This window comes from Persicitalea sp. (assembly GCF_041751555.1).
GTDB lineage: Bacteria > Bacteroidota > Bacteroidia > Cytophagales > Spirosomataceae > Persicitalea.
In genome coordinates this window covers 1-12,761 of record NZ_JBGSXF010000432.1, presented here as the reverse complement: position 1 = coordinate 12,761, position 12,761 = coordinate 1, and the positions used below count along the sequence as shown (strand labels likewise).

General features: G+C 51.9%; 15 protein-coding genes. 4 read left to right on the top strand and 11 right to left on the bottom strand.

Annotated features, from left to right (window positions below):
• Both ACEW8P_RS15210 and ACEW8P_RS15205 read right to left on the bottom strand, forming a co-directional pair.
• A partial coding sequence (locus tag ACEW8P_RS15210; protein ID WP_373513934.1) for a hypothetical protein occupies positions 1–365 on the bottom strand: 365 nt, incomplete at its 3' end.
• Positions 366–540: 175 nt separating this feature from the next.
• Positions 541–1,122 (bottom strand): outer membrane beta-barrel protein, encoded by a 582-nt coding sequence (locus ACEW8P_RS15205; RefSeq protein ID WP_373513933.1) that lies wholly within the window; start codon positions 1,120–1,122, stop codon positions 541–543.
• 270 nt (positions 1,123–1,392) lie between these two features.
• Here ACEW8P_RS15205 and ACEW8P_RS15200 point away from each other — a divergent pair, with 270 nt between their 5' ends.
• Positions 1,393–2,286 carry a PIG-L deacetylase family protein gene (locus ACEW8P_RS15200; RefSeq protein WP_373513932.1) on the top strand — a complete coding sequence of 298 codons (894 nt, stop codon included), beginning with the start codon at positions 1,393–1,395 and terminating at the stop codon, positions 2,284–2,286.
• 131 nt (positions 2,287–2,417) lie between these two features.
• On the opposite strand, the gene ACEW8P_RS15195 is transcribed toward ACEW8P_RS15200, so the two are convergent.
• The 9 genes from ACEW8P_RS15195 to ACEW8P_RS15155 form a co-directional block, all read right to left on the bottom strand.
• Positions 2,418–2,834, bottom strand: coding sequence for a putative toxin-antitoxin system toxin component, PIN family (locus ACEW8P_RS15195; protein ID WP_373513931.1), 417 nt, complete (start codon positions 2,832–2,834; stop codon positions 2,418–2,420).
• A 5-nt stretch (positions 2,835–2,839) separates the two neighbouring features.
• Positions 2,840–3,052 (bottom strand): hypothetical protein, encoded by a 213-nt coding sequence (locus ACEW8P_RS15190; RefSeq protein ID WP_373513930.1) that lies wholly within the window; start codon positions 3,050–3,052, stop codon positions 2,840–2,842.
• Positions 3,053–3,113: 61 nt separating this feature from the next.
• The gene (locus ACEW8P_RS15185; RefSeq protein WP_373513929.1) at positions 3,114–3,623 is read right to left on the bottom strand and encodes a gliding motility lipoprotein GldD; all 510 of its coding nucleotides are present in this window, start codon (positions 3,621–3,623) and stop codon (positions 3,114–3,116) included.
• Positions 3,624–3,761: 138 nt separating this feature from the next.
• A complete protein-coding gene (gene glmS, locus ACEW8P_RS15180; protein WP_373513928.1) occupies positions 3,762–5,600 on the bottom strand; it encodes a glutamine--fructose-6-phosphate transaminase (isomerizing) in 1,839 nt (612 codons plus the stop codon).
• A gap of 157 nt (positions 5,601–5,757) precedes the next feature.
• Positions 5,758–7,191: a DUF4270 family protein gene (locus ACEW8P_RS15175; RefSeq protein ID WP_373513927.1), complete on the bottom strand. Its 1,434-nt coding sequence runs from the start codon at positions 7,189–7,191 to the stop codon at positions 5,758–5,760.
• Positions 7,094–7,909: a glycogen/starch synthase gene (locus ACEW8P_RS15170; RefSeq protein WP_373513926.1), complete on the bottom strand. Its 816-nt coding sequence runs from the start codon at positions 7,907–7,909 to the stop codon at positions 7,094–7,096. Before ACEW8P_RS15170 ends, ACEW8P_RS15175 begins: the two co-directional genes overlap by 98 nt.
• A 229-nt stretch (positions 7,910–8,138) precedes the next feature.
• Positions 8,139–8,426: a hypothetical protein gene (locus tag ACEW8P_RS15165; protein ID WP_373513925.1), complete on the bottom strand. Its 288-nt coding sequence runs from the start codon at positions 8,424–8,426 to the stop codon at positions 8,139–8,141.
• 86 nt (positions 8,427–8,512) lie between these two features.
• Entirely contained in the window at positions 8,513–8,698 is a 186-nt protein-coding gene (locus ACEW8P_RS15160; protein WP_373513924.1) for a CsbD family protein, read from the bottom strand.
• Positions 8,699–8,913: 215 nt separating this feature from the next.
• Complete coding sequence (locus ACEW8P_RS15155) at positions 8,914–10,758, bottom strand: mechanosensitive ion channel domain-containing protein (protein ID WP_373513923.1); 1,845 nt, start codon at positions 10,756–10,758, stop codon at positions 8,914–8,916.
• Between the two features lie 151 nt (positions 10,759–10,909).
• Here ACEW8P_RS15155 and ACEW8P_RS15150 point away from each other — a divergent pair, with 151 nt between their 5' ends.
• The 3 genes from ACEW8P_RS15150 to ACEW8P_RS15140 form a co-directional block, all read left to right on the top strand.
• Complete coding sequence (locus ACEW8P_RS15150; RefSeq protein WP_373513922.1) at positions 10,910–11,107, top strand: hypothetical protein; 198 nt, start codon at positions 10,910–10,912, stop codon at positions 11,105–11,107.
• 89 nt (positions 11,108–11,196) lie between these two features.
• Positions 11,197–11,370, top strand: a complete 174-nt coding sequence (locus ACEW8P_RS15145; protein ID WP_373513921.1) for a type II toxin-antitoxin system RelE/ParE family toxin — start codon at positions 11,197–11,199, stop codon at positions 11,368–11,370.
• 125 nt (positions 11,371–11,495) lie between these two features.
• On the top strand, positions 11,496–12,761 hold a 1,266-nt coding region (locus ACEW8P_RS15140; protein WP_373513920.1), incomplete at its 3' end, for a bifunctional rhamnulose-1-phosphate aldolase/short-chain dehydrogenase.

Below are 12,761 nucleotides of genomic sequence, written 5' to 3'. Positions count from 1 at the left end.
TAACCGCCGATGAGCTGATCGGCTACACGCTTGAATGCGGGAGTGACGACGGGGCCGTTGGAATTAATGTAAAGCGTGCGGTACTTGCCATCGGCCTGATAGACGAACGATAGATAGTCCGCGCCATCCTCTATGTAGTTGACGCCGCAGTTATTGGGGCTTTGGTTATTGCTGGTCTTGCCGCAATTTCTAAAATTCAATATGACCCCGGCGGGCCTTATGATCGAATCGACCCGCGCCGCCCGTCCGTAAGTGATGGTGTTTACTTTCCAGCTACCATCGACGGTTTTGAGGAGCTCTTTGGTGTCGTCTTTGCAGGAAACGAAGGCAGCCAACAGGCTGCAGAAACTGAGGGACTTTTTCATGGTTGGTTTGATTTTAGAATTGATGGATATTTATGTTTTCCGTCAGACAACCCGAGGCAGGCTGTGCCCTTATAGAGCTGCGATTTTTTTAATTTTATTTCTAATAAAATAAGTAGAAGCCGAACCAATACGGTTCGGCTTCTGCACTTGTATACCAGCAAGATTCTTCAACAGACTATAACCGATACCGAACTTGAAAACTGGCGTTATTTCCAACAATTGGATAGTCAGGAAAAATGAAAGACCCCAATTTGACCCCCACCAAGAAATGATTCGTGAGTTTGACGTACGCCTCAGCCACCAATGGAAAGCCCAAGTCGGTATTCGATGTCCAGTAGTAGGAAGACGAATTAGGAGTGCGTATTTCCGTATTCTTCCCCATGGTGATTAATCCCGCTCCGGCTCCGACCTGAACACTAACAGGCCCTTCTGCCAGAACCTTGTACTTCACCAGAAAATTGCTCTGCAATTCGCTGGCCCGGTTAATGGGGATTCCACTCAATGTACTCACGCTTGACTCTTCCATACGGTAATGGTACTGCGTGGTAAGGATACCTGCCGCAAACGACCACCTTTTTTTGTGGTGGTACTCGAACTCTCCATTCAGTACAGCCCCGCCATCGACGGGCTTCATCGAGGGCGTGGAGTAGTAACCGCCCCCCAGCACGATGTCGAACCGTCCGTCCTGGGCAAAAGCAGAATAACAGCCCAAAACGATGAGGGCGAGCGTTAGCAATAGTGGCTTGTTTGTTTTCATAAGGATGGATTTTGTTGGTTGAGATGTAAACTTAAATATTTCAGAGAAAACTGCGAAAATTTACTCGACAAAAGCCTACTTTGAAATAACGAAAGGTACTTTTGAAGCGACGAAGCTTGATGCAAAAAGAATATATACTTCTTCAGCTCCTTCCGGAGCCTCGAGAACCGCCAACAGAGGGTTGTATAGCAGTAGAAGTACTTTGGCTTGCTTCTTATGGACATAGTACTTCAAACCAATTGTCCCGGACCCGCAAAACCGCTACCGCTCATGAACACGATTTCTCGAATACTACCTTTGGCATTTATTCTTCTGGTCAGTCTCCAGACCGTCCTGGCGCAAAGTACTTCCGGCCCCGTACGGGTCATCATGATCGGCGCCCATCCCGACGACTGCGACATAAAGGGCGGTGGCACGGCGGCCCTGCTCGCGTCGATGGGCCACGCGGTGAAGTTTGTGTCCGTGACCAACGGCGACGCCGGACACCAGACCATGAAGGGGAAAGAACTGGCAAAACGCCGACTGGCGGAAGCCCAGGAAGCGGGCAAGCGTTTCGGCGTAACGTACGATGTACTCGACAACCACGACGGCCAACTGCTGCCGGATCTGGACACCCGCCTACAGGTTATCCGTAAAATCCGCGAGTGGAACGCCGATGTCGTGATTGCCCCTCGTCCCAACGACTACCACCCCGACCACCGCGATACGGGGGTACTTGTGCAGGATGCCGCCTACCTGGTGGCGGTACCCAACGTAGCGCCCGCAACACCCCGGCTCGAAAAGAATCCGGTGTTCCTGTATTTTCAAGACCATTTCCAGCGCCCCAATCCGTTCCGGCCCGATGTGGCCATCGACATCAGCGCGGTGTACCTGCAGAAAGTACATGCCCTTGGAGCGCACGAGTCACAGTTTTACGAATGGCTGCCCTGGATTGCGGGTTATCTCGACCAGGTACCTGCCGATAAGTCGAAGCGGGAGGAGTGGCTCGGTGAGGCCCGGGCTGTGAAGATAACGCCTGAGGTACGGGCATCGCTGGCAAAATGGTACGGCCAGGAAAAAGCCGCAAGCGTACAACAAGTCGAAGCTTTCGAAGTATGCGAGTACGGCGCGCGTCCTGGTGAGGAAGACCTGCAGCGGATTTTTCCGATGCTGAAAGGGAAGTAAATGTTATCCTCTTCTTATAAGAACGTCATTTTGACTTCCACCGCAACGTATTCAGCAGCCGCAGGGCGTCGCGCTCGAGGTACTCGATGACAGGAGCGAGGGAATCGTTTTTGGTGGCGGTGGGTCATCATTTACTGACGTTGCTCAATGATGATTTTAAGGAATTCCTCGGCCCTAACAGTTGTAACGGCAGGAAAAGGTATCCGGGCCAGAACGTTGAAATGCTTATCGTTGGTCACCAGATAATCGGCATTACAAGCAATGGCACAGTCACAGAACTTATTATCATCGGGATCCGCTTGGATGAGTTGCCAACTATAGAAAGGCTCAATTGGGTGGAGGTTGGAAAGGTTAAGCAGCTCTTGAAGTTGCAGGTCGGTTCGTTCTATGCCAATCCGCAGGTTGATTTGCTCTTCGTATTCAGTCATGATTTCGTTGCTCACGAACATGTCGAATACTTTACCGAGTAATGCCTGATAAATGGAATGGTACCTTGAGTGCGAGGGTAAGGAAACGAGCAGCACGTTGGTATCGAGTACAACGTTCATTTTGGCTATTGATCAGCATCATTCAGCAAAGTCTCCATATCCTTATCAGTCCAGCCATTTCGCTCCCAGGCCTCGTCGGCCAGTCGGGTGAGGCGGTTGGCGAAGTATCGGCCAATGAGTTCTTTAATTTGCAGCAAGTCCTTTTCGTCCACTTGATGAGCGTATAAGCGCAGCAATTCAATTTGCAGGTTGCTGAAAGGTAGTTTCAGAGTTTCCATAATGCTTCCAAGAGTTTCTCAAAAAATCAAACTGCCAAAATACGAAATTCTTCTCTAACCCCTACTTCCACCGCAACGTATTCAGCAGCCGCAGGGCGTCGCGCTCGAGGTACTCGATGACAGGAGCGAGGGAATCATTTTTGGTGGCGGTGGGAAAGTAGATAGCCCCGCGCAGGTAGTGGGTGGTGCTGTCGGTGGTGTAGAACTGGAAGGGCGTGGGAACATCGCCCTCGAGGCGGATGAGCGTGGCGGTTTGGCCCGTTTGGGTCGCGATAGTCTGCTGCTGTACGGCGGTGGCGCGGATTTGGTGCTTTCCGGCCAGTTTATAGGCGTCGTCGATGAAGTCCCGGAGGCGGGTAGGGTCGCGGCGCACGGCTTTATAGGTCAGTTGGATATTGGCGTTTAGTTTGGGGTAGTAGATGTAAATCCAGTTTTTCTCGGCCAGCACCGAAGTGTCCGGCAAAATCACCGCTGCCTGTGAGTACTCGAATTGATAGGGATACTCGTCTGGCAAAGCCTGATAACTATGCGGCGGCAACGCAATCCGGTTATACCCCTTTGGCTTCGGCACGTAACTATCATTTTCCCGATCTGACCCACAGGACCAAATCATTCCCCCAAAAACAATAAAAAACACAAACTTCACCCACATGGCCGTGAACCTTAACCGTTTAACCGTTGACCCCTAACCCCAAAAAAAACGTTACTCTCACTCCACTGTAACGGATTTCGCCAAATTCCTCGGCTGATCCACATTCCGGCCGCGCATCACGGCTACGTAGTAGGAGAGGAGCTGCAGCGGAATGACCGACACCAGCGGCACCAGCATCTCGTGGGTCTTGGGTACTTCGATCACGAAATCGACCATGCCGGGGATGAGAGTGTCGCCCTCGGTAATGATGGCGATGACGCGCCCCTTACGGGCTTTGACTTCCTGAATGTTAGAGACGATCTTGTCATAAGAACTGTCGCGCGTCGCCAGGAACACCACGGGCATATCCTCGTCGATGAGGGCGATGGGGCCGTGTTTCATTTCGGCGGCGGGGTAGCCCTCGGCGTGGATGTAGGAAATCTCCTTGAGTTTCAAAGCCCCTTCCAGCGCGACGGGGAAGTTCAGCCCCCGACCCAGGTAGATAAAGTTGCGGGCGTAGGTGAAGATATAGGCGATTTTCTTGATTTTTTCAGCCTTTTGAAGTACCTGCTCCACCTTATCGGGAATGTTTTCCAGTTCGATGAGCAGTTGGCGGTAGTCTTCCTCCGAAATAGTGCCCTTGCGTTTGGCGGCGGCGATGGCTATGAGTGTGAGCACCGTCACCTGCGCCGTGAATGCCTTAGTACTTGCCACGCCGATCTCCGGCCCAGCATGCGTATAGGCACCCGCGTCAGTGGCGCGGGCGATGGACGAACCCACCACGTTGCACACGCCGAAGATGAGCGCACCCTTAGACTTCGCCAGTTCGATGGCCGCCAGCGTGTCGGCCGTTTCACCCGATTGGGAAATGGCGATCACGATGTCGTTTTCTTTGATGATCGGATTGCGGTAACGGAACTCCGAAGCGTACTCTACTTCCACATTGATGCGGGCCAATTCCTCGAACAGGTACTCGCCTACCAGTCCCGCATGCCATGAAGTACCGCAGCCCACGATAACGATGCGCTCAGAAGCGGCGAGACGGTCGAGGTAGCTGCGCAGACCGCCGAGTTGCAGGTGGCCGTCGTCGGCCCGGACACGGCCCCGCATGCTATCGGCAATGGAGCGCGGCTGCTCGAAGATCTCTTTAAGCATAAAATGCTCGTAGCCGCCCTTTTCGATAGCGTCCAGTTCCATTTCCAGTTTCTGGATGTAGGGCGTTTGCTGAACATTGTCGAGGTTCGAGATATTCAGTTCGCCGTTCTTTACCACGGCAATGGCGTAGTCGTCGAGATAAACCACATCCTTAGTGTATTCGATGATGGGCGTGGCATCGGAGGCGAAAAAGTATTCGTCTTGCCCGATGCCAATGACCAGTGGGCTACCCTTGCGGGCAGCAATGAGCTGGCCAGGATGCTCGCTGGACATGATGACGATGGCGTAAGCCCCCACAACTTCCTGCAAAGCCAGCCGCACGGCCTCCTCTAGCGACTTTCCGGTTTCCTGCCTTACATCCTCTATGAAGTGAATCAACACCTCCGAATCGGTGTCGCTCGTGAATTCGTGGCCTTTTTGTTGTAGTTTTTGCTTGAGCGTGGCGTAATTCTCGATAATGCCGTTGTGGATTATCGCCAGCCTGCGGTCGTTGGAGTAGTGCGGGTGGGCATTGATGTCGTTAGGTTCACCGTGGGTGGCCCACCGGGTATGTCCCATGCCCAATGTGGCGTGGGTGTCCTTGTCAGCCAATTGGGCTTCCAGATCAACGACCTTGCCTTTTTTCTTGAAAACCTTTAAGCCTTCGCCATTCAGCAAAGCCACCCCCGAACTATCGTAGCCTCGGTATTCCAGACGTTTCAGTCCTTTGATAATCAGTGGATAAGCCTCTCGCTGGCCTACATAAGCAACGATTCCGCACATATTTTTAATGATAGAATGATAGAATGAGTGACCGGGTCGCCGGAGCGATGTTAGAATACTAGACTCCGAATTCTGGTTTAGCGAAGCGATACACCATCACCCTATTCTATCATTCTATCATCGCTCCGGCGACCCGGTCACTCATTCAAAATTAAATTTACTCTTTCGCCTCCGTATAAAAAACCAGCAACTTCACATCGCCCGGCTTACTGCCAACGACGAGGCGCGTGACGCGGTTGTCGAATTGCGATTGATAGCGGGTGCCACCCAGGCCCAACTGACTGGTATAGGAGGGGCTGACGAGGAAGCTATTGTTCTTGGTTACACCCGAAAGAATGCTGTTGAGGTGCAGCGTGATGTGCCAGGTGTAGGTGTTGAATCGGCTGTTGTAAAGAACGGAGGGCGGCTCGGTCTGTCCTGATTTTATATCGTTGAAAACTACCCGAACATTATTCGTAGCATCGTAAAAAATCTGGTTGGTCGCGTCGGTCTCCAATAGCGCGAGGTAGTTGGGAATGCCCATTCCCGGCTGAATGGTCGACAGGTCGGGCTTGATGCTCAGTTCGGCGCGGTTGATGGCAATGTCCTTTCCCCGCCCCAGTGACTTCAGGTAAGGAATCTCTATTTTGGTGCGGATACCCAGCGCGTCCTGCACGTAGGTGGGGCCGTCCCCGGCGGGGAGGGGTACCAGCGGCTTCAAACCCGCCAGCGGTGTGCCGCTGCGATCGGCCGTGACGCGGTTGAAGCCCGCCCGAAAGATGGGAGAGCCGGTCTGCTGGCTGACGGCCACAGCGCTGGTGTAAAAACGCTTCCTGGTGCTGTCGGTGGTTGTATGGTAATAAAGGTTCATCGTCAGGGCGTCGTCAATGGCAGGAAAGCCCAATACCGCCGTGTTTTTAGCATTGGGAATCAAGGCGAAGCCAGCGAGTACTTTGGCGAAGTCGGCGTTGTTTTTCCCCGCGTCCAGACCAGACAAAGCAAATAATTCCTTCCCTAAATCATCGGGAAGCTTAAACCTCAGACCGTTATCAGTACTACGTGGCGTGGGCTTGAACGTGCGCGTGCCGAGCGGCGTCGGGTCGTAAGCCACCTGGCTGTTGTTGTAGTAATTCTTGGTAGGATCGATTATCTCCCGCAGACGATGCAAAGTGAAGGTCTGCGCGGGTAGCGTATCGCCGTAAGTATAGTTGTACTGCATGTTCAGCACCAGCGAGTCGTACACCGGGGCGGTGCCAAGGTCGAGTTGCGCGAAGAGCGACATCCTGATAAAACTGGATGCCGTAACGGTCCCGAAAAGCGGATCCACGTAGCGGCCCGCCAGGTAGTAGTCGGGGCTGCCCGTGCGAACCGAGTCGGCCAGAACGGTGGAGGTACGAAGGGTAAGAGTGTCGGTAAAAATTGTTTCGACAGGGGTAAGCGGTGTGACGCCGATGTTGCCGATGGGGTCGCAGCCGTTAAGCAGCAGGGTGGCCACAAGGGCCACCCCGGCTAGGCTATTCCTGACCCACGAGGTCGTTGTAAAGGTTATAGTACTGTTCTGAGAGAAGATTGTCGTCCTCTTCGACGATATCGACACGCTTGGGTGATTCATTCAATAGTTTATTTAGTCCTTCGCCGAACTCTTTGTCCACCTTCACGATGGCGTCGGCGTACGCAACACCGAGCTTGATAAAGCCATCGAAATCAGCGGAACGCAGGTGGGCCAGAGCCTCGTCGCTCACGTCCATCGCCTTGGCTTTTTCCAGCAAATCGGCGTCAAATTTATCACTAAAAGCGTTGTTATACACGGTAAAAACGCTTTTTGTGTCCTTGAACATCGGATCGTTGCGGTAGGTCGTCTTCAAGTACATGGGAATCAGGGCCGTCATCCAGTCGTTGCAATGCACGATGTCGGGCGCCCAGCCCAGCTTCTTGACGGTCTCCAACACGCCTTTGCAGAAGAAGATCGCCCGCTCGTCGTTGTCGTCGTAAAACTTATTTTTCTTGTCGAAGAAAACGGATTTGCGGTGGAAATAGTCTTCGTTGTCGATGAAATAAACCTGTAGCTTGGCGTTGGGGATGGAAGCTACCTTAATCACCAGGGCCTTCTCTTCTTCACCCACTGTTATATTAATGCCGGAGAGGCGTACTACTTCATGAAGGCGGTTCTTGCGCTCGTTGATGAGACCAAAGCGGGGGACAAGGATGCGGATTTCGGCGCCGCGGTCCTGCATGTCAGCGGGCAATTGCCGAACGTAAGCCGCGACATCGGAGGTTTCTAAAAAAGGGTTAATCTCACTCGATACATACAAAATCCGTAGTTTGTCCATACAATTGTCAGGCGTTGGTGAAAAAAGTTTTGCAAAATTATACAAAAAAATCCCGAATTTCAATGGTTTTCTGGAAGTAATTGTAATATTGCGACATTTTGCCCTTCAATGCCGCTCGGCGGTAGTGGATAAGAAACGCTGGCCTTGCAGAGCCATCGCAATACTATTTTTCTGAGTAAAAAGCTTTGCATTCTATCTACTTCAAGTTATAGAGGAGGTGAAAAGCTGGCTACGCCTCCTGTACAGGTTGTGCGCTGCGGCCCACAGTAGAACTAAGTTGACGATCTGCTTCCATGGCGTGGCGCAATGCGTGTCGAACAAGATCGCCAGGCGCTACCTCAAACTCGGCGCAATGCTGGGTGCCAGCGGCAACAATGTCCGCATCGGCGTGCCGGAAAGTTTCGGGACTACTTTTGGATTTATTGCTGCAAGCCTGCCCCAACCCGGTGGTCGACGCGCGAAATCGGCAGGGCGTAGTGAAGGTCAGCAAGCAGTAGTCTTTTTGTGAGCCTGTCACAGCTTTTAAAACGCAGAACCCCCGAGACAATGCGTCTCGGGGGTTTTTTTCTTGTTGATGAAGTGTAATCTGCGGTTCGACGGTTCTCACATGTCGTCAATCTCTTTGTTGATTTCGTCTTTGGTCTTGCCTACTTTCTGCTGAATTTTACCCCACATCTCATCTTGCTTGCCTTCTGCGTAAGTGAGGTCATCGTCGGTAAGGTCGGCGTACTTCTGCTTCAGCTTACCTTTCATTTCGTTCCAGTTGCCTTTCATGGTTTGCTCGTTCATAGTCGTATTGTTTGAGAGTTTAAGGTTTAATTACTTAGAGTTCAAGGGTGTTAGGAACTAACTTGAACTACGCCTTTACTAATAAAAAGACTGTACCACCAAGAAATCTGTGCTTACGGGCGGAAGTGTGGGGCAAACGAGCAGATTTTTACCCAACCGCCACGCGATGTTTTCATTAAATCCCTTCGGAGCTGTCGCGACAGACCGACCCTGCTTCAACCTTTCAACTCTTCAACGTTGGTCTGGTAACTTGCCGGAATAGTAGTCATGCTTCCATCACGGGCGGCGCGGTAATGGGGCGAGAGGATCTCGATGCCCGCTTCGTTGCAGCAATCCTGGATATTCTGATGCAGGTTGGAGTAGATACCCGCCTGTCGGTTGGCCTCCCGCGTGTAGGCATTGATTTGATAAGCCACGTAGAAATCGTCCAGACTGGTTTGCAGCACGAATGGTTTCGGTTCTTTCAGTAGTAGCTCGGTGCGATCGGCGGCGGTGAGCAGGGCCTGGTGGATGTCCTTCCAAAGTACATCGTAGCCGATAGTAATAGTGGTATGCAAAATAAGTCCCTGATTGAGCGTCTCGCTGCTGTAATTGACCGTCGGGCTGCTCATTACGGTAGAGTTAGGGACCGACACGATTTCGTTCTTGGTAGTGCGAATCCGCGTCACCAAAAGTGATTTCTCGATAACGTCACCCGTTTCGTCCCCAATTTTGACCCGGTCGCCGATCTTAAACAAGCGCATATACGTCAAGACCAGGCCCGCGATAATGTTGGACAGCGATCCCGCCGATCCAAAAGTAAAAAGGAACCCCAAAAAGACCGTAACGCCCTTAAAGATATCCGAGTCGCTGTTGGGTAGGTAAGGAAAAATCAGGATGAGCATGAAAGCCAGCAGCAGCACCCGGACAATCTGGAAAGTGGGATTGGCCCAGTCGGGGTAGAAACCCGTCAGGTGAATATCGCCATTTTGGACTTCGTCTTTCAGAAAACGAAGACCTTTCAAAATATAGATGAAGACGGTCACAATCACCAGAATTGTGAACAGGTTAGGCAGATAATTCCAAAGACTTTTGAAAATATCTTTGAGCGGATCCAGAATGTAGCCGAACAAAGTACCGGCCAGCCCTTCCGTCCAGGGAAAAATGCCAAAGAGTACGGGCAGGGCGATGTAGATCAAAAGAATAATCAGCACCCACTTGACGACTGTATTGATATTCAAGAAAAAGTTGACCTGATGGCTGGCGTTGAAGAGCGAGTAGTTTCGGATGTTGACACCGTTGAAGCGCTTGCCTTCCTGCGCCCTGATTTCGGTGGCTGTCCACCGAAAAAGTTTGACCAAATACATGATGATAAGCCCCGCGCCCAGTAGCACCAGCAGCGCCAGGCCAAACTCCTTGGCTAGTGTCGCGAAACTAGTTTCGGTCAGGTAGTTTCCGACGGCCTGCCCGATAATTGTCCGGTACTCCTCGGCTAATTCTTCGCGGGGTTTGTTGTTCCAAATAGCGTCGTTCTCCGACACGCTCATAATGATGCTTTCGTCGAAGACGATGTCGTCGGTCGTTTCTGCCTCCTCCACTTTCAGCAAAATCGACTGAAAACCGTAATTGTCTTTTAGTTTGGCAATGCGATTGCTGATGGCTTCCGCCCGGTCTTTGGCTGAAAAGCTGCCGAATTTGCTATAAATCACAAACAGCGTATCGTTGAAAAATCCGGTCACCGGATACGACTTGACTGTCTGGCGCAGCGAGTCGATGCGGGCTTTTTTCTGGGCGATGCGCTGGATTTCCTTGTCGTTGAGGGCCTGCAACTGCTTTTGCAGTTCCTCTTTTTTGAGGTTATCAGTCGTCTTGAGCGAGTTGAGCCGCGCCTCCAGTTCCTCTCGTTTGAGCGAATCGGCCTGGCGTTGCTGCTCGACCTGTGCGAGTTTCTCATTGTACTCTCGCAGGGCGACGGTGTTCAGCGAATCGTTCTTCTGGCTGGTGGAGTCGGTCTGGGCCAAAGCCCCGAGGGACGCTGTCAACAGAATGGCTAACACCAGGTTGCAATATTTTTTGAGCATGGGAGGGAGGAGTTGAACTTTGGGGCAAATATCAGGAAAAAGTGGGCCGCTGCAAGCTGATAACCAAAGCGGATAAATTCCCATAGCTTTCGCTACATTCAGAATTTGAATGTACATTCGTTTTTTGTGTAGAAAAATATCCGAACGAAAAATGAAAACCGCCATTTTGACGAGTGAGTCCGACGCCAACCTGAACCTGTTGATTGAATTGGCAGATAAGCTGGTAATGAAAACCAAGGTATTATCCAATGAAGATGCCGAAGATTTGGATATGGGATATGCTATTAAATCAGGGAGGACGGGAGAGTTCGTGGATACCCAAGATTTCCTCAAAACCCTGCGTCAATGAATGTTAAAATTGACAAGTCTTTCGAAAAAGACACAAGGAAGATAAAAGATAGAAAGCTGTTAGCGAAAGTAGCAGATGCGATCTAACAAGTGCAATCTGCCAAAACACCTAGCGACATCAAAAACTTGAAAAAGCTGAAAGGCGCTCACAACTGCTACCGTATCAGAGTAGGAGAATACAGAATTGGCGTCATCATTGAAGGACATACCGTAGAAATCATCAGGTTTTTGTCAAGGAAAAACGTTTACGACCAATTCCCTTGATAGAAAGGAAGAAAGAAAAAAGCCATCCTTAGATAGTGTAGGATGGTTAGGTAAGCCGGGTAAGGTACTTTTGTAGAACAAGCAATTTATCAGCTACACTACAAATTTCCATAAAACCCCTTTCCATGATTTCCAGCACGACCTACAAACACGTCAACTATTTATGGGACGAAGCCAAAGCCGCCGAACTGGCCGGCGATGAAGTGGCTCTCTTCCTCTACCGTTCCAATATATTAGGGTCCGACCTCCGCATCACCAACTACGGCGGTGGCAACACCAGCGTCAAGACCATCGAAAAGGACGTCCTGACGGGCCAACCCGCCGAGGTCATGTGGATCAAGGGTTCCGGCGGCGACATTGGTACTTTGAACCGCAAAGGCATCGCCGGACTTTACACTGAAAAACTACGGGCACTAAAAAATATCTACCGCGGCCTCGAACACGAGGACGAAATGGTGGCGCTTTTCTATCATACATTATATGACCTGGATAGCGCGGCGCCGTCCATCGACACGCCGCTGCACGGCATGTTGCCCTTCAAGCATATCGACCACCTGCATCCCGACGCCCTGATCGCTATTGCCGCCGCCAAGGACAGCGAAGCGATCACCAAAGAAATCTGGGGCGACACCATGGGCTGGGTGCCCTGGCAGCGTCCGGGCTTCGATTTAGGTCTGCAACTGGAACGTTGCCTGGCTGAAAATCCCGGTATTCGGGGCATCATTCTGGGCAGCCACGGACTCTTCACCTGGGGCGACACCTCGCACGAGTGCTACGTCAACAGCCTGGAAGTCATCGAGCAAGCGTCGCAATACATTGAAGATCACTTGGGCAAGAAAGGCCCGGTTTTTGGTGGCGAAAAAGTGAGTGCTTTACCCGAAGCCGACCGCAAGGCGCAGGCCGCCAAACTCGCCCCTGTCCTGCGCGGACTGTGCTCCAGCGAGAAGCGCATGATCGGCCACTTCACCGACGACCCACGTGTGTTGACGTTCGTCGGCAGCAATGATCTGAGCCGCCTGGCTCCGCTCGGTACTTCCTGCCCCGACCACTTCCTGCGCACCAAAATTCAACCGCTGGTGCTGGAACTCGCGCCGGATGCCGATTTGAGCGATACCGAAAAAGTGAAGGAGCAAATTACCTCGGCCTTTGAGGAATACCGCCTGCAGTACAATGGCTACTACCAGGCCCACAAGCGCGACAACAGTCCGGCGGTGCGCGACCCCAACCCGGTCGTGATTCTGTACCCCGGCGTGGGTATGTTCACTTTTGCCAAAAACAAACAGACCGCCCGCGTGGCGGCGGAATTCTACGTCAACGCCATCAATGTGATGCGCGGGGCCGAGGCGATTTCGGAATATACCGCCCTGCCCCGGCAGGAGGCGTTCGACATC

What these genes read in the sequence shown, in the direction of transcription:
- ACEW8P_RS15205 (WP_373513933.1), bottom strand. Translation starts at nt 1,122, where the DNA reads ATGAAAACAAACAAGCCACTATTGCTAACGCTCGCCCTCATCGTTTTG.
- ACEW8P_RS15200 (WP_373513932.1), top strand. Translation starts at nt 1,393, where the DNA reads ATGAACACGATTTCTCGAATACTACCTTTGGCATTTATTCTTCTGGTC.
- ACEW8P_RS15195 (WP_373513931.1), bottom strand. Translation starts at nt 2,834, where the DNA reads ATGAACGTTGTACTCGATACCAACGTGCTGCTCGTTTCCTTACCCTCG.
- ACEW8P_RS15190 (WP_373513930.1), bottom strand. Translation starts at nt 3,052, where the DNA reads ATGGAAACTCTGAAACTACCTTTCAGCAACCTGCAAATTGAATTGCTG.
- glmS (WP_373513928.1), bottom strand. Translation starts at nt 5,600, where the DNA reads ATGTGCGGAATCGTTGCTTATGTAGGCCAGCGAGAGGCTTATCCACTG.
- ACEW8P_RS15175 (WP_373513927.1), bottom strand. Translation starts at nt 7,191, where the DNA reads ATGAATCACCCAAGCGTGTCGATATCGTCGAAGAGGACGACAATCTTC.
- ACEW8P_RS15170 (WP_373513926.1), bottom strand. Translation starts at nt 7,909, where the DNA reads ATGGACAAACTACGGATTTTGTATGTATCGAGTGAGATTAACCCTTTT.
- ACEW8P_RS15160 (WP_373513924.1), bottom strand. Translation starts at nt 8,698, where the DNA reads ATGAACGAGCAAACCATGAAAGGCAACTGGAACGAAATGAAAGGTAAG.
- ACEW8P_RS15155 (WP_373513923.1), bottom strand. Translation starts at nt 10,758, where the DNA reads ATGCTCAAAAAATATTGCAACCTGGTGTTAGCCATTCTGTTGACAGCG.
- ACEW8P_RS15150 (WP_373513922.1), top strand. Translation starts at nt 10,910, where the DNA reads ATGAAAACCGCCATTTTGACGAGTGAGTCCGACGCCAACCTGAACCTG.